This window comes from Flavobacterium sp. P3_A6, assembly GCF_056403035.1.
Genome location: NZ_JBFUGG010000019.1, coordinates 18662 through 33942, shown reverse-complemented (window position 1 = coordinate 33942; position 15281 = coordinate 18662). Strand labels below are relative to the sequence as shown.

16 protein-coding genes are annotated in these 15281 nt (G+C 35.3%); 1 reads left to right on the top strand and 15 read right to left on the bottom strand.

Annotated features, from left to right (window positions below; genetic code table 11):
* Nucleotides 1–12 precede the first annotated feature (12 nt).
* Nucleotides 13–1545: a sigma-54 interaction domain-containing protein gene (locus AC1DVP_RS16330; protein WP_477184550.1), complete on the top strand. Its 1533-nt coding sequence runs from the start codon at nucleotides 13–15 to the stop codon at nucleotides 1543–1545.
* Nucleotides 1546–1606: 61 nt separating this feature from the next.
* Here AC1DVP_RS16330 and AC1DVP_RS16325 read toward each other — a convergent pair whose 3' ends face one another.
* The 15 genes from AC1DVP_RS16325 to AC1DVP_RS16255 form a co-directional block, all read right to left on the bottom strand.
* Nucleotides 1607–2224, bottom strand: a complete 618-nt coding sequence (locus AC1DVP_RS16325) for a TMEM175 family protein (RefSeq protein WP_477184549.1) — start codon at nucleotides 2222–2224, stop codon at nucleotides 1607–1609.
* Between the two features lie 3 nt (nucleotides 2225–2227).
* Nucleotides 2228–2578 (bottom strand): cupin domain-containing protein, encoded by a 351-nt coding sequence (locus AC1DVP_RS16320; RefSeq protein ID WP_477184548.1) that lies wholly within the window; start codon nucleotides 2576–2578, stop codon nucleotides 2228–2230.
* Nucleotides 2578–3198 (bottom strand): alpha/beta hydrolase, encoded by a 621-nt coding sequence (locus AC1DVP_RS16315; protein WP_477184547.1) that lies wholly within the window; start codon nucleotides 3196–3198, stop codon nucleotides 2578–2580. Before AC1DVP_RS16315 ends, AC1DVP_RS16320 begins: the two co-directional genes overlap by 1 nt.
* Nucleotides 3199–3216: 18 nt before the next feature.
* Nucleotides 3217–3507, bottom strand: a complete 291-nt coding sequence (locus AC1DVP_RS16310; RefSeq protein WP_477184546.1) for a GNAT family N-acetyltransferase — start codon at nucleotides 3505–3507, stop codon at nucleotides 3217–3219.
* 5 nt (nucleotides 3508–3512) lie between these two features.
* Nucleotides 3513–4862, bottom strand: coding sequence for a sigma-54-dependent transcriptional regulator (locus AC1DVP_RS16305; protein ID WP_477184545.1), 1350 nt, complete (start codon nucleotides 4860–4862; stop codon nucleotides 3513–3515).
* Nucleotides 4863–4870: 8 nt separating this feature from the next.
* Nucleotides 4871–7150, bottom strand: a complete 2280-nt coding sequence (locus tag AC1DVP_RS16300; protein ID WP_477184544.1) for a tetratricopeptide repeat-containing sensor histidine kinase — start codon at nucleotides 7148–7150, stop codon at nucleotides 4871–4873.
* Between the two features lie 52 nt (nucleotides 7151–7202).
* The gene (locus AC1DVP_RS16295) at nucleotides 7203–7868 is read right to left on the bottom strand and encodes a YoaK family protein (RefSeq protein ID WP_477184543.1); all 666 of its coding nucleotides are present in this window, start codon (nucleotides 7866–7868) and stop codon (nucleotides 7203–7205) included.
* Nucleotides 7869–7879: 11 nt separating this feature from the next.
* Entirely contained in the window at nucleotides 7880–8353 is a 474-nt protein-coding gene (locus tag AC1DVP_RS16290) for a Dps family protein (RefSeq protein ID WP_477184542.1), read from the bottom strand.
* 189 nt (nucleotides 8354–8542) lie between these two features.
* Nucleotides 8543–8977, bottom strand: a complete 435-nt coding sequence (locus AC1DVP_RS16285; protein WP_477184541.1) for a DoxX family protein — start codon at nucleotides 8975–8977, stop codon at nucleotides 8543–8545.
* 10 nt (nucleotides 8978–8987) lie between these two features.
* Complete coding sequence (locus AC1DVP_RS16280) at nucleotides 8988–10874, bottom strand: amidohydrolase (protein WP_477184540.1); 1887 nt, start codon at nucleotides 10872–10874, stop codon at nucleotides 8988–8990.
* 7 nt (nucleotides 10875–10881) lie between these two features.
* On the bottom strand, nucleotides 10882–11610 hold the full coding sequence (locus AC1DVP_RS16275; protein WP_477184539.1) for a M17 family peptidase N-terminal domain-containing protein: 729 nt from the start codon (nucleotides 11608–11610) through the stop codon (nucleotides 10882–10884).
* 208 nt (nucleotides 11611–11818) lie between these two features.
* Nucleotides 11819–13162 carry an alginate export family protein gene (locus AC1DVP_RS16270; protein WP_477184538.1) on the bottom strand — a complete coding sequence of 448 codons (1344 nt, stop codon included), beginning with the start codon at nucleotides 13160–13162 and terminating at the stop codon, nucleotides 11819–11821.
* A 99-nt stretch (nucleotides 13163–13261) separates the two neighbouring features.
* Nucleotides 13262–13894, bottom strand: a complete 633-nt coding sequence (locus AC1DVP_RS16265) for a hydrolase (RefSeq protein ID WP_477184537.1) — start codon at nucleotides 13892–13894, stop codon at nucleotides 13262–13264.
* Nucleotides 13895–14035: 141 nt separating this feature from the next.
* Complete coding sequence (locus tag AC1DVP_RS16260; protein ID WP_477184536.1) at nucleotides 14036–14353, bottom strand: phosphoribosylpyrophosphate synthetase; 318 nt, start codon at nucleotides 14351–14353, stop codon at nucleotides 14036–14038.
* 70 nt (nucleotides 14354–14423) lie between these two features.
* Nucleotides 14424–15242: an alpha/beta fold hydrolase gene (locus AC1DVP_RS16255; RefSeq protein WP_477184535.1), complete on the bottom strand. Its 819-nt coding sequence runs from the start codon at nucleotides 15240–15242 to the stop codon at nucleotides 14424–14426.
* Nucleotides 15243–15281 lie beyond the last annotated feature (39 nt).

Below are 15281 nucleotides of genomic sequence, written 5' to 3'. Positions count from 1 at the left end.
AAATTATTATTTATGGAAAAACTGACAGATCAGAATACCGTTATTATGAATAGATTGCAGGAAAGAGAAAAAGAACAAATGCTGATTCTGTCTATTTGTAGTGCACTTGCTCAAGCTTTATCCAAAGAGGAATTTAATATTGTCGTTAGCGGGGTATTAAAAGAGCATCTCTGTTTTGATGATTTTATATTTGCTTCATCAAATGAAAATGAAATGGAATATCAAATTTTTTATCAATTTTTACAGAAAGTATTAAAGGAGAAAGGTTATCCCATAAATGATGTTTTTTTTAATGCCTGTCTGGATTCTGCTGATCCTGTGATTTTCGATTTAAAAGGAGTAAAGGATAAAAAAGATAATTTCCCGGATTACATAAATACAGTACAAAATAGAGGTTTTAAAAATGGAGTTGGGATTAGTCTTCCTTATATTAAGGGAAATCGAAATGTACTTTTTCTTTTCTTTAAAAATGCCGTTACTTTTAGCAGAGAATCTAATCGAATCATTAGAGGAATTGCTATACAGCTTTCTATAACGATTAGAAATATTATGATGGAGGAAGAATATGAAAGTAAGATTGCCGAATTGAAGATTTTGAAAAAGAATTTAGGAGAAAAAAAGACACAAGCTGCAAATATTAAAAATGAAGGTTTTCATGGAATTGTCGGCAATAGTAATGCCATGCAAAACATTTATGAGTTGATTGCCCAGGTGGCACCATCGCAGTCTACAGTTTTGATTTCTGGAGAAACCGGGACGGGCAAAGAACTGGTAGCAAGTGCTATTCATAATTTGTCTTCGGTTTCGAATAAAAGAATGATTAAAGTTAATTGTGCTTCGATTCCAGTAAATCTTATCGAAAGTGAATTATTTGGACATGAAAAAGGCTCTTTTACAGGAGCAGCAGAATTAAGAATCGGCAAATTTGAACAGGCCGAAAACAGTACTATTTTTTTAGATGAAATAGGAGAGCTGCCTTTAGAACTCCAAGGAAAATTACTCCGTGTTTTGCAGGAAAAAGAAATAGAACGGATTGGTGGTAAAAACACAATAAAAGTTAATGTTCGCGTAATTGTGGCAACCAATAGATCGCTGGAAAAAGAGATTGCAGAAGGCCGTTTTAGAAGTGATTTGTATTATCGATTGAATGTGTTCCCAATTGGGCTGCCATCTTTGCGGGATCGCCCGGAAGATATTGAATTGTTAGGAAATTTTTTCTTAGAAAGACATACTCAAAAAATAGGTAAAAAGATAAGAGGCTTTTCTAAAAAAGTATTGAACAGCATGATGGCAAATGCATGGCCGGGAAATGTACGCGAATTAGAAAATATGGTAGAAAGAAGTATTTTGTTTGCGAAAGAAGAAACGATTAAAGAAATGAATTTTTCCGAGATTTTTAAAACTGAATCTGCGGCTTCTGAAAATGAATTTTATACTAAAACACTGCAGGAAATAGAGAAAGAGCATATTTTGAAAGTAGTAAAAAAATGCAGGGGAAGAATTTCGGGACCACAAGGCGCAGCAATTTTATTAGGTTTGCCTTGAACAACTTTGATTTCGAAAATGCAGAAATTAGGCATTAAAAAAGAATATTTTTTAGACTGATTTATTCTTGCACAATATTTATTTTTCCTGAAGACAGAGCCCAAAAGACCAGTAAAATCATGTTAATAGCTAAAGCAATTGCTGGATATTGAAATGAAATTCCAAAAGCAATTAAATACGTTGGAAGTCCATATAAATAATTGTTCCTGATTTTTTTTATTGCCGAATTTGTAATTTCAGGACGTAAAAGTTTCTTGTTACTGCTTGCTGTAAACCACAACAGATTGTATGAAAGATTGATAAGCACAAATGTTCCGGTATAAATTGCTACAGCAATATTTGAAGCTTCTCCATTAAAAAAACGTGCTAATAATGCTGTTGGATATGATACGGCAGAAACTAAAAAAAGAATTAATCCGTTGGCAAACATGATTGCTGTATTACGGCTGTAAATCTGTTTAAAAATCTTGTGGTGATTAACCCACATGATAAAAATACTGAAAAAAGAAAGCGTAAAAGCAAGATAGGATGTCCATTCACCTTTTAAAAAAGCCAATAATTCAGCACCGTTTTTTACGGTATTTGCATCTGGTGTATGAAGATCAAGAACCAAAAGCGTAATTGCAATTGCAAATACGGCATCGCTGAAACCTTCTATTCTTACAGTTTCTTTTTCCATTTTTTATAACTTTATAAATATTGATTTTCGCAATTTTGGTTCAATATTTTTTGTTTTGTGCCCTTTTCCAGTCGTGTCTTCAACCAATAGAATTGATCCTGTTTCGAAGGTTCTTTTTTCTCCTAACGAAGTTTCAATTTCTACGCCTCCTTCCAGTAAAACAATATATTGACGATCCGGAGCATTATGAAAATCATAATCATAAGAAGGCTTGACTTCTCTAAAAACAATTGATTTAACTGGTTCATCATCAGATAAAAATCCGATATCGCCATTGTTTTTCAACGGAACTTCAAAATCTTCAAAATGACTTTCGCCATTTGCATCGCTGTAAACCCGCGTTATCGTAATCATTATTTTTTATTGAAAACCAATGCGTTTGCACAATCTACCTCGTCCTGACTTATAGTATGTCCCATATTTAGATATATTTTCTTTGTAACGTCTGCGCCCATTTTTTGAAGAAGTGCTTCGGTTTCATTTACTCTTTCAACTGGAACGTGAAAATCAGGATCGCTAGTTCCGATGAAAATGGGTGTGTTTTCGAAGTTTCCTTCATAATGATCTTCATACACTTTATCTCCAATAAGCCCGCCGGTAAAAGCGACAACACCACCGTATTTTGCAGCATTTCTGGCTGTAAATTCTAAAGCAAGACAAGCTCCTTGTGAGAATCCAAGAAAGTAAATATTCTCTTTCTCAATTCCGTTTTGCTGAATTGCGGCAACAACCTGATGAATAGCATCTAAAGATTTTGAAAAAGAAGGCTCATTTTCTTCAATCGGAACTAAAAACGAATATGGATACCAGGTTCTGTTTTCAGCCTGAGGCGCAACCAATGCAAAATCATTAACCTTAAGATGTTTTGCAATTGAAAGAATATCATGAGCTCCCGCACCACGTCCATGAATCATAATCAAAGCCTTTTTTGCCTCATTTAGAGGAATGCCGTTTGTTATAATTTCTGCATTCATAAGTTTATTTTTTTAAGATTATTTTTTCCAGATATCCTGATATTCATCCGGATGTCTTTTGAATTGTGCATGCACGTATGGACAAAGCGGTAATACCATTAAATTATTGGCACGTACATACGAAACCATTTCATTCAGAAGTTTTTTTGCATAGCCTTTTCCTTCAGCTTCCGGTTCAACTCCCGTATGGTAAACAGTTAGTAAATCGTCTTTGATGCTTACGGTCATTTCGCCCAGCTTTTTGTCATCAGCATAAAGATTAAAAGCTCCATGTTTTTTCTGGTCTAATTCTAGTTTTATTGTTTCCATATCTTTTAACTATATTCTTGTTTTATGCCTAATTTTTTCATTTTTGAATACAAAGTCTGTGGCTGCATTTTCAGCAGTTCTGCAGCACCGCCGGAACCGGAAACTTTACCATTACAAATTTGAAGTGCATTCATGATATGCTCTTTTTCCATTTCTTCCATCGACTTTATTTTGCCGTCGTTCACTTCTAACGGACTTGAATTATTCGCAGAAATATCAAATTTTTCGATTTCACTTGTTTTGGCAAGCAGCACATTTCTTTCTATCAAATGTTCTAATTCGCGAATATTTCCCGGCCAGTCGTATTGTTTTAATTGTTCTAAAGCCGCCAGACTAATACTGCTGACATTTTTGCGTGAATTTGCAGCATATTTTTTAAGGAAATAATCTGCCAGAGCTTCAATATCTTCTTTTCGTTCTTTTAGTGTTGGAAGCTGTATCGGGAAAACATTTAAACGATAATATAAATCAAGTCTAAAACGCCCCTCGGCAACCTCTTTTTCCAGTGATCTGTTGGTTGCAGCGACAACGCGAACATTTATTTTAAAGGTTTTATTTCCTCCTAGTCTCTGAATTTCTTTTTCCTGCAGCACACGTAATAACTTTACCTGAGAATCAAGTGGTAATTCACCAATTTCATCCAGAAAGATAGTGCCGTTATTTGCCTGTTCAAATTTCCCGATTCGTAAAGCATTGGCTCCGGTAAAAGCCCCTTTTTCATGTCCAAAAAGTTCTGATTCTATTAACGAATATGGTAAAGCCGCGCAATTGACCACCACAATTGCATTTGATTTATGTGCCGAAAGATCGTGTACTGCATGCGCCACTCTTTCTTTTCCGGTACCGCTTTCGCCAAGAATTAATACCGAAGTTTCGGCTGGAGCGACAATTCTTATTTTTTCAATGACTTCTGTTAAAAGACTGCTTTTTCCAATGATTCCGTCAATTTCACCATCAAGAGAAACCTCCACCAATGCTCCTTTTTCCTGATCAAACCTGTATTTAGCAATGTCAAGCATTACGATAAGATCTCTCTCGCGAAATGGTTTTACCATAAATCCGTAAGGATGAGTTGCTTTTACAGCTTCAAGAGTCGACTGGTTGGTATTGGCAGAAATATACAAAAACGGCAATTGCATTTCGCGCAGCTCCCAGGCAAGATCAATTCCGGTGAGATCGCCTTTCAGCATAATATCAAGTAAAACCCAGTCCGGTCTTTTTTCTTCAATTAGTTTTCGGGCCTGAACCACAGAAGAAGCAATACCAGTTATTTGATAACCCGCTTTAATCAGCATGATTTTTAAATCATTTGCTACTATAAATTCATCTTCAACAATTAGAATTTTTTCCTTCATTGCGTTGTTTATATGATTTCAGAATTTTCAGTTGTTCCTTCAAATTCTGTATTTCTTGTAAATGTAATTTTGATTTTTAGGCCGTTATCGTTTTTCATCTCAAAAGTTCCATCAATCTGATCTGTTAATCCCATCATTAAATTCATTCCGAGCGAGTTTCTCTCGGCATCTTCAAAATTCTCCGGAAGACCAACGCCATTATCGGCAATTATTAGTTGATAATTATTCTCTCCCGTATTTTTAAGTTTAATATTTACATCTCCTTTTTTGTCAAGAGGAAATGCATACTTAATGGCATTATTTATGGCTTCGTTTATAATTAATCCCAAAGGAACTGCTTGTGCAACATCAAGATACACTTTTTCTGTGTCCAAAACAAAATTGATTTTTTTGTCGGTATCAAAACATTCTCTCATATAACTAATCAGTTCATAAATATACCATGCCATGTCAATATTGGCCAGATTATCAGATTGATATAATTTTTGATGTATCAATGACATAGCGTGCATTCTGTGCTGGCTGTTTTGTATGGCCATTAACGCATCTTCATTATCTAAATAAGCCGATTGTGTATTTAATAAACTAATGACAATCTGAAGATTATTCTTTACACGATGGTGAATTTCCTTTAAAAGCCATTCTTTTTCAAGCAGCATTTTTTTGTTCAGTTCGTTCTGCTCATTAATTTGTTGTCGTTGAATTTCTAATTCTTCGTTTTTTTTCTTTTTTAACCTGAAACCGTTGTATAAAAGTGCTATAAAAAGTATCAACAGCAAAACACCTCCTATAAAAATATAACGGATAATCTTATCGTTATGAATCTTTATTTGCTGTAATTTTCCTTGCTGTGTAAGTAGTTTAATGTTTTTGTCTTTTTTTTCTGTTTCAAATTGAAGCTGTAATGCTGCAGACTGTTTCAGTTTTTCTATATTAAAAAGAGAGTCTCTCAAAAGCTGATGCTTTTGTAAATGTTTTATGGCAGATTCATATTTTTTACTGGCATGATCAGATTGAAAAGACAAAAGCTCAATCTGCGAATAAAGAATGAGCTTGTTTGATTTTTTAGCAAATTCTTTGAATTTCTCAATGTAAGCATATGTTTTTTCTACCTGACCAGACTGTTGTAAATAAATTATAATTCCCGTTAGCTTATAGGCAAGACCAGCATCAGATTTCTGATAGTCTTTTAATATCTGCTCATAATAGGGTTTTGCATTTTCAAGTTGTTTGAGCATTGAATAGCTGACAACAAATATAAACCGCTGTCTTATTTTAGTAATCTCATCTTTTGGCGGATAATCTTTTTCTATTCGTTTTAATGTGCGCAATGCCCCGCGATAATTTTTTTGCTGGCAGTATAATGATGCCAGATTATACGTTATGGTATTGATGTCGCCTACATTTTTATTTTCTATTGCAATATTCAGTGCTTTTTCAAAATTAAAAAATGCTAAATCATATTTGAGAAGGTCATAATAAGCAAGACCAAGATGATTGTAAATTGTACAGAGCTGATAACTTGTGTCATGAGTTTCTTCGGCTGTTTTTTCGGCCATTAATGCATATTGCAGTGATAATTGCGTGTTTTGTAATATTCCGTAATTGTCAGACATTAAGGTATAAACGCCCTGAAGTTCTTTGAAACCAACAGCTTTATAAATAGCAACAGCATTTTCTAAAAGCTCCAAGGCCTTTTGATTCTCTTCGATAATGCCATAGTAATCTGCAAGATCTTTTAATGCATCTGCTTGTTTTTTGAAAGCTTTTCCTTTTTTGTAAAGCGGAATTGCGATTTCAAGATATTTTATTTTTTCTTCTACATCTTCTTTTTCATAACCTTTATAAGCACAGAGTTCCCTGTAAGCATCGGCTTTAAGAACTGGAATGTTGTTTTTTTCAGAATAGGCGAGTGCTTCTTTTGTTTTATTTAATCCATTTTTTGAATCTCCTTTTTCTCTGTAAATCTGGCCATCTAAAAGAATGGATTTTCCTTTTCCCAGTTTATAACCTAAGGTATTGCTTAACTTTTTTGCTTCAAAATTTAAATTCTCCGCGCTGTCAAGATCCTCTTTTAATTCGCCCGGTTTGGTTAGATAATAATTGCTTAAAGCCAAAAGTAATTCAACCTTTTGACTGTCGCTTTCAGCCAGAGCAATTTTCTTTTTTAATTGATCAGGATCTTCTTTTGATTGTGCATTTCCATGAACGGTTACTAGTAAAAATAATGCTGCTGTACATAAGATGCACAGGTGTTTTTTGACAGAAATAAAAGGGATGAAATTCATTTTTTAAAGATAATATATTATCAGAAATCGGCAATTTTAAATCTATGTTTGCCTAGCTTTTGCGGTGGTAGAGGTAACAAATGATCATGGCTGTTCCTGGCAGAATTAAAGTACCTAATCCAAAAAACTTTCCGGCAACGGCTCCTAAAAAGCAGCCTACAAGAAACCCGATTATGGTAACCAATTGTTTCTTAAAACTTAGCAATATTTCGGCATCTTTTAATCCGTTTTTGAATAGATTTCCTAAATCAAGAGATGCTTGTGTAACATTACCAGTCATCATCGTTGTTGGGCCATGTGTTTCTTTAGCATACAATTTTCCAAAAGCATTCTGAAGTCCCATTGCAAATACAGTTGCCATTGCAACGGTGTACATCGTCCATTCTGAAAAATTTTCTAAATAGCCAAAAACATAAGAAGCAATACCACTTAAAACCAATATGATGCCTTCCCAGAATAAAATAGTGTAATGATTTGTTGCTTTTAATGCAATTCTTCCTCCAGTCATTACAGCGATGATAAAAATGGGAAAAGTCAATAGTTTTATCCACGCGTGTATGTCTGAACCTTTGATAATTTGATAGGCAAAGACAATAAAGTTACCTGTAACGTGTGCAGAAAATATTGAATTTGCTGCAACAAAAGTTACGGTATCACAGTACCCTGCTATCATTGTGAGAAGCAGGGTAACGTACCAAATATTTTTTTGAATTTCCATAAGTATTGTTTTTATTTCAGGTGAGCGCGAAGCATCCACGCCATTTTTTCATGATTTTCTAAAAGCCCTGTAATGAAATCACTGGTTCCGGCATCTTGTAATTCTGTCGCAAAATGATCGATGTTTTTACGTAAGTGTATCAAAACGCTTTCATGGTCCAGAAGTAATTCTTTGATGTAACCAATACTGTCATTTTTCTCTCTGGATTCTTCTGTTAGATGAGTTAGCGCCAGATATTCTTTTAATGTTCCTGCTGCATAATGACCTAAAGTTCTGATTCTTTCTGYAACAGCATCCACAATTTCGTCTAATGCTTCATATTGCTGTTGAAAGAAAAGGTGTTTGTTGTAAAAATCAGATCCTTCTACATTCCAGTGTGCTTTTTTGGTTTTCGTATAAAGTACAAATTCGTCAGCCAGAACTTTTGTTAATACATCCACTACTTTTGTAATGCTTTCTTGTTTGATTCCGATGTTTGCTTTCATTTTAAATAAAGTTTAATAAATAATATGTTATGGTAATTATGAATATATTAAACACATAGAAACATAGATTTTCTTTGATTTTGAAAAAAGATAATGAAAGAAACTAGTTTCTCACACATAGCTATGTGTATTAATGCAAGTGAAACGCCTCTTTATGCGGTCAAAAAACTATGTTTCTATGTGTTTAAATTAATTGTTTAGGAATGTTAATAAGTAATAATCAAGTGAATATTTTCCTGCTCCTAGCGCAAGAATTAATAGTAGAGATAATGTGTACATATAAGGAACGTCGCGTACTTCGAGGGAATCTTTTCTGTGTACAACAAAATAACCTATGGCTGTAACGCCAATGGTTGGTAATACAACAAGCCGGGTTCCGAGTCCGAGAATTATTAGAAATGGAACTACAGTATCAGAAAAAGTAGCGACTAATCCGTTTAATTTTTCCGGTAAATGCAGCGGATTGGGGACTTGTTCTCTTTGTCCGTTTTCGATTCTGAATTTCTTCATTCCGTGTACTCTAAAAAGTTCAACGGCAAGCAGTACTCTAAAAACTAAAAGAGCTGTATTATTGAAGGATGATCCTAAATCAGAATAAAGGATTTGTTTTATAATCTCAGTCATTTCTTTTAATTTAGAATGCAAAGCAAGAACACCCAAGTGCGCCCCAAAATGCATTATAGTTATTTACCGGCACGTTGCTCATTCTGGCAATGTCGTGGCTGTGAGCGTGAACATCACAGCTTCCGCTGCAACTGTGTATTTGAGAAGTTAAGCCGGGTTTTGCCGTTGCTTTCGAATTTTTTTCGATAGTGCTCTGAAAATTACTTCTAGCCGGATATCCGTTATAGATATTTGTTGGTGACCAATCTGGTAAAATCGGAATATGTGGTGGAGAAAAAGAAGAGAAATCACCATTTGCATAGACAATTTTTCCGTCGACAATAGTCAAATCAGCTTCGATTTTTTTAATGTCTTCGTCATCAATTGAAAAATAATCGCGGTCTAAAACTACGAGATCAGCAAACATTCCTGTTCTGATGTCTCCTTTTTTTGTTTGTTCCTGCGAAAACCAGGCACTGCCTCTGGTGTACAATTCTAAAGCCGTTTTTCTGCTTAATCTGCTTTCGTTATATAATTGTAAACCTCCAACAGTTTTTCCTACGGTCATCCAATACATTGAAACCCATGGATTATAACTGCTAACTCTCGTTGCATCAGAACCTCCTCCAACAGGAACTTCCATTTGGAGCATTTTTTTAATTGGCGGAGTATTTTCTGCAGCTTTTGCTCCGTATCTGTCTGTGAAATATTCGCCTTGATACGCCATTCGGCTTTGTACAGCGATACCGCCACCTAAATTTTTGACACGTTCAATATTACGTTCGTCAATTGTTTCGGCGTGATCGAATATCCACGGTAATCCGTTAAACGGAATTTCCTGATTGATCTTTTCAAATACATTTAAAAACCTTGTAATGCTTTCATTGTAAGTTGCATGAAGTCGAAACGGCCAGCGGTTTTCTACCAAAAGACGAACTACTTTTTCCAGTTCTGCTTCCATGTTTTCAGGAAGATCTGGTCTTGGCTGCAGGAAATCTTCAAAATCGGCTGCAGAAAAAACTAACATTTCACCGGCACCATTATGGCGGTACATATCATCTCCCTGATATAGTTTTACAGTATCAATCCAATCCTCAAAATCTTCAAATTCGTTTTTTGGTTTTTGAGTAAAAAGATTATAGGCGATTCTAACCGTTAATTGTTTCTTTTCATTCAATTCGTTGACTACTTTATAATCGTCGGGAAAATTCTGAAAACCTCCTCCGGCATCAATAACACTTGTAATCCCAAAACGATTCAATTCTTTCATGAAATGACGGGTAGAATTGATTTGATGTTCGTAAGAAAGCGTTGGGCCTTTTGCCAAAGTCGAATATAAAATCATGGCATTTGGTGTGGCGATAATAAGTCCGGTTGGTTCTCCATTAGAATCTCTTTCAATTTGTCCTCCCGGAGGTGCCGGCGTATTTTTAGTATAACCAACCGCTTTTAGTGCGGCTCTGTTCATAATAGCGCGATCGTATAAATGCAGAATAAAAACCGGAGTTTCAGGAGCAATTGCATTTATTTCTTCTAAAGTTGGCATTCGGCGTTCAGCAAATTGAAACTCAGACCAGCCTCCAACAACACGAACCCATTGCGGATTTGGAGTACGATCAACTTGTTCTTTTAGCATTCTAAGCGCATCTGCAAGCGAAGGGACGCCATCCCAGCGCAATTCTAAATTATAGTTTAAACCGCCTCGAATAAGATGAATGTGCGAATCGTTGATTCCCGGAACCACAGTTTTATGTTGAAGGTCGATTATTTTGGTTTCCTCAGATGCAAATTCCATTACGTTGCTGTCACTTCCAACTGCAATAAATTTTCCGTCTTTGATGGCAACGGCCGTAACATTTGGTGTTTTGGCATTGAAACTATGAATTTTACCGTTGAATAAAATGAGATCTGCTTTCATAATTCAGTTATTTAGCGTTAAGTTTAGCAATGGCTTCTTTTATTCCTTCGCCCGCAACATTATAAAATGCTGGTCCGGCAAGCAGAATAATTTTGGTTAATGGCTTATAATCTGATAATTTTTTATCTTTTAAATAGGTTTGAGTTCTATAAGCTTCAAAAGAACCCAAAACTACATTTGCAGCTACTAAAGCGGTTGGAGAATCGACTCCCGCATCTTTGATATCACTTGCAAAAGAATAGTTACTAACACCTAAACGCAGTGCTTCGCGCATTGCAGTACTTCCTACACTAATCATTAAATCAGGTGTGAATTTATTGCGGTCACCAAGACCAATAAGTAATAATTGTTTGGCTGCCAAGGTACCTTTTGGAGGTGTAATCAGTAAAGTTTCAAGTGAATGACCTGTAAATTTTCCGTTTTTGCGTAATTCAGTAATAATTCCTTTTAAGGCATCATCCAAATGTACCATTCCGTTTAGGTTTGCAGGAAGGGCAGGAGGGTTAAAAATATCACCTTCTGTGTATTCAAAAACACAGGCAACTTGTAAATCGGCTTCGGCTGCAGATGGTCCCTGAACCAATCCGTTTACGGCAACTCCGTCTACTTTTCCCCAAGTAACAGTAGTTCCAAGAGAAGCAGTTTGTGCTAAAGCAGTATTTGCAAATATTGTTATAAAAAGAATTTGAGCAGTATATCTAAGTCTGTATTTTGAGAAAATCGATAAATTTTTCATAGTTGTGAATTTTAGGTAACGTTAGTGTAATCAGTGTAATCGTGAATTTTTTTTAACACATAGAAACATAGATTTATATTCTGAAATGAATAAAAAAGAATATAAAAAGAAACTAGTTTCTCACACATAGCTATGTGTATTAAGGCAAGTGAAACGCCTTTTATGCGGTTTCAAAATCTATGTTTCTATGTGTTTAAATTAATTGTTTTTAAAATTTAAATCCTAGTCTGGCATTAAAAAAAACGCCATCTTTAGAATTTGGAATGATATCGTCGATAAAGGCACCAGTTTTAAAATATTGAATACCGCTTACAACAGAAATATATTTGTTTACGCTATAAGTAAAATTGGCAAGATAAGCTGTCCCGATATAGCGTTCTGTCGAAGAACTTCCGCGAAGGTTTAGTGTGCCACTTGGTCTGTAAACACCATCCTGCAGTGAATATCTCCAGTTAAAAACCACATCGAGCTGCATCTTTAACTGTGGTAATAAATCCATGGTGGCGTAAGGATGAATATCTATAAGGTTTACCGGGCCCACTTGCGGACTAAAACCAAAATACCCTCCTTTTGGATATAACGGATTGAACGTTTGCAGACTTCCGTTACCTTCTTTTTTATCACCTGAAATATAATCATTTCGCAGATTTATTGTGGGCTTAAATTTCACGTTTTCAAAAGAATAGCCTATATCAATCGATCCAGTCCACGCATTTATGTCGCCAGAACCAAAAGAACCAAATTGATCTGCCGCTTCCAGATTATAAATAAAACCACCGCCATATTTCCAAAATCTTGTGCCAATGGTATGTCGTTTTTCCGGAGCGATTCCTTCTTCAAACAGCGATTCGTCTCTCCTGAATCCGAGGTAATAAAGATCAAGATTTCCTGCTTTTGGAAATATTATTTTAGAATAAACTCCCCAAAGATTAAGCTGTTTCGACATTTTATTATCAAAAACTCCTGTGTAAACGGTATCCGCCATCATGGCAAATCCATCAATTGAGAATCGGGCAGAGGAGTACATTATTTTTCCCCCTGTAAAATAAAGTCTCGCATTTGGACCTTCTCTAACCGAAATCAATCTTCCGGAACCATAATCTAATTCTTGTCTTCCGGCACGAATAGTTAGCTTTTTATCTTCTTTCTGATATAAATTGACGTCTAAAAAAAGATTCTGAACATTCAATTGATCTTTGTCAATACCACGCGGACCGTTGATTCGTCCGTCTTGTAAGGCACTTCGTAATTGTGCAAATACTCTAAAGGTTTTTCCTAAATAAAGATCGGCATGAAGATCGTAACGCTGCAATAAAAAGTTGTTGTGGCCAATATTAAGTCTTCCCCAGTCTTCATTGTTGAAATCGACATATTCATATCGGGCTTCACCTCCAAGAGACATATAAAAATCTTTCTCTTTGTTTAAAGGAATGAATTTTAAATTCTGATAAAAGTTTCTGCTCGAATCTTTTAGAAATTCGTAGTTTTCGTCATAGCGCAAAAGTTTAAAATTTTGTGCCGATGCAATGCTTCCTAGTAAAAGAAAACACATTATGATGATTCCGAAGTTCTTTTTTTGCAATATGGATTTTGATGATTCCAACATAATGAAGCGTGAGAGATTTATAATAAAATGAATGAAAAAGTTGAATTAGTGTTTCAACATATTATGCGCATAATGAATGCCTAAACCGTAAGAACCACCGTGTTTTTTCATTAAATTCGTTACCGGAACATACGTTTCCTGACGTGCCCAGTCTCTTTGAAGTTCTAACAAATATTGGATCGAAGTTATTGGTTTTGCGCCTGCTTGTATCATTCTTTGTATCGCGCGTTCGTGAGCTTCTTTGCTTACGTCTCCACAAGCATCTGTAATGATGTAAACTTCATAACCTTCGTCAATTGCAGATAGGGCAGGCCCAACGATGCAGACACCTGTCCATAATCCTGCAAGTACTATTTTTTGTTTTTTTGTGCCGGTAATAGCTTTGTAAGCATTCTCATCTTCCCACGTATTCATTGTTGTACGGTCAATATATCCTGAAGTTGGGATTGGATAAAATTCTTCAACTTCCGGGAATACCGGACCTGAAAAGCTTTCTTCTGCAACTGTTGTAACGACTGTTGGCACATTAAAAATTTTTGACGCACCACAAATGATGGCAACATTGTTACGTAATTCGCTTAACGCAATACTCGTTGTAGCAAATGCCATTTGCCCTTCGAAGTCAATTAATACTAAAGCGTGGTTTTCTGGAGATAATAGGTTTACTGATGGTTTCATAAGTTTTATATTTAATGTTATTAATTAAGCCAATAAAATACCAAGTTTGTAATTTGCTGTTATATTGATGTTTATGTTTTAAAGCACTATTTTTTTCTTACGATATTTCGTAAAATTATTATTGCCTTATTGAAATTATTATTAATGTGTTGAAAGTTTTTTGATCATTTCTGCAGAAACAGCGTCGGCATAAATTCCAAAAGCGCTTGTTAAAACACCTTTTATATTATAGATTTCAGATATGATTCCGTACACAATATCTTCATCACCAGGGTCAGTATCTCCTTCAAAACGAAATACATATTCAATTTTGAATTCTTCCGGAGACATAGTTTGTTTGTTATTATTATAACGGATACAGTTTTCATCAAGATTAAAGTTTTCTGTAAAACCTTGCTGATTCAGCCATTGTAAAGCTTCTGTAACGGTATCAAAGGCGGGTTGTTGAAACGAACTCATAATTAGAAAATTTAAAACTGCCTTTTAAAGCGAACCTTTACAGGCAGTTTCGATTAATTTAATATTTTGCTTATGATTTAATAAAAGCCAAAATATCGTTATTGATTGTTTCTGCTTCTGTAGTTGGCATTCCATGAGGAAATCCAGGATACGAAATTAGTTTTCCGTTTTTCAAAAGTGCTGCAGCTCTTGGTGCCTGACCGTAAGGAACGATTTGATCATCTTCTCCGTGCAATACCAAAACCGGAATATCTAAACTTTTAAGATCTTCTGTAAAATCTGATTCAGAGAAAGCTTTTATTCCTTCATAATGTGAAAGTACGGAACCCATCATTCCCTGACGCCACCAATTGTGTTTAATTCCTTCCTGAACTGATTTTCCTTCACGGTTCCATCCGTAAAATGGAATAGGAAAATCATGAAAATACTGTGCTCTGTTAAATCCGGTTCCTTGTCTTATTTCATCAAAAACAGCTAATGGCAGACCTTCAGGATTTGTTTCATTTTGAATCATAATTGGTGTTACAGCACTAATTATTACCGCTTTTGCAATACGTCCTTTTCCATATTTTGCGGCATAACGTATTGCTTCTCCACCACCGGTTGAGTGACCAACATGAATTGCATCTTTTAAGTTAAGAGCTGCTGTCAATTCAGCTATGTCTGATGCATATGTTTCCATATTGTTCCCTTCTGAACTTTGGCCAGAGCGACCGTGTCCGCGACGATCATGTGCAATAACTCTGTATCCCTGTTTTAGAAAAAACATCATTTGTGCATCCCAGTCATCACTAGATAATGGCCATCCGTGGTGAAAAACAATTGGTTGTCCTGTTCCCCAATCTTTGTAAAAAATTTCTGTTCCGTCTTGTACTTTAAATGTGCTCATTGTTTTTATGGTTTTAGATTAATTTTTGTTGATAAATGT

Coding starts and splice junctions, on each gene's coding strand:
- AC1DVP_RS16305 (WP_477184545.1), bottom strand. CDS start 4,862: ATGAAGGAAAAAATTCTAATTGTTGAAGATGAATTTATAGTAGCAAAT.
- AC1DVP_RS16300 (WP_477184544.1), bottom strand. CDS start 7,150: ATGAATTTCATCCCTTTTATTTCTGTCAAAAAACACCTGTGCATCTTA.
- AC1DVP_RS16285 (WP_477184541.1), bottom strand. CDS start 8,977: ATGACTGAGATTATAAAACAAATCCTTTATTCTGATTTAGGATCATCC.
- AC1DVP_RS16320 (WP_477184548.1), bottom strand. CDS start 2,578: ATGATTACGATAACGCGGGTTTACAGCGATGCAAATGGCGAAAGTCAT.
- AC1DVP_RS16315 (WP_477184547.1), bottom strand. CDS start 3,198: ATGAATGCAGAAATTATAACAAACGGCATTCCTCTAAATGAGGCAAAA.
- AC1DVP_RS16325 (WP_477184549.1), bottom strand. CDS start 2,224: ATGGAAAAAGAAACTGTAAGAATAGAAGGTTTCAGCGATGCCGTATTT.
- AC1DVP_RS16260 (WP_477184536.1), bottom strand. CDS start 14,353: ATGAGTTCGTTTCAACAACCCGCCTTTGATACCGTTACAGAAGCTTTA.
- AC1DVP_RS16310 (WP_477184546.1), bottom strand. CDS start 3,507: ATGGAAACAATAAAACTAGAATTAGACCAGAAAAAACATGGAGCTTTT.
- AC1DVP_RS16265 (WP_477184537.1), bottom strand. CDS start 13,894: ATGAAACCATCAGTAAACCTATTATCTCCAGAAAACCACGCTTTAGTA.
- AC1DVP_RS16270 (WP_477184538.1), bottom strand. CDS start 13,162: ATGTGTTTTCTTTTACTAGGAAGCATTGCATCGGCACAAAATTTTAAA.
- AC1DVP_RS16330 (WP_477184550.1), top strand. CDS start 13: ATGGAAAAACTGACAGATCAGAATACCGTTATTATGAATAGATTGCAG.
- AC1DVP_RS16280 (WP_477184540.1), bottom strand. CDS start 10,874: ATGAAAGCAGATCTCATTTTATTCAACGGTAAAATTCATAGTTTCAAT.
- AC1DVP_RS16255 (WP_477184535.1), bottom strand. CDS start 15,242: ATGAGCACATTTAAAGTACAAGACGGAACAGAAATTTTTTACAAAGAT.
- AC1DVP_RS16295 (WP_477184543.1), bottom strand. CDS start 7,868: ATGGAAATTCAAAAAAATATTTGGTACGTTACCCTGCTTCTCACAATG.
- AC1DVP_RS16275 (WP_477184539.1), bottom strand. CDS start 11,610: ATGAAAAATTTATCGATTTTCTCAAAATACAGACTTAGATATACTGCT.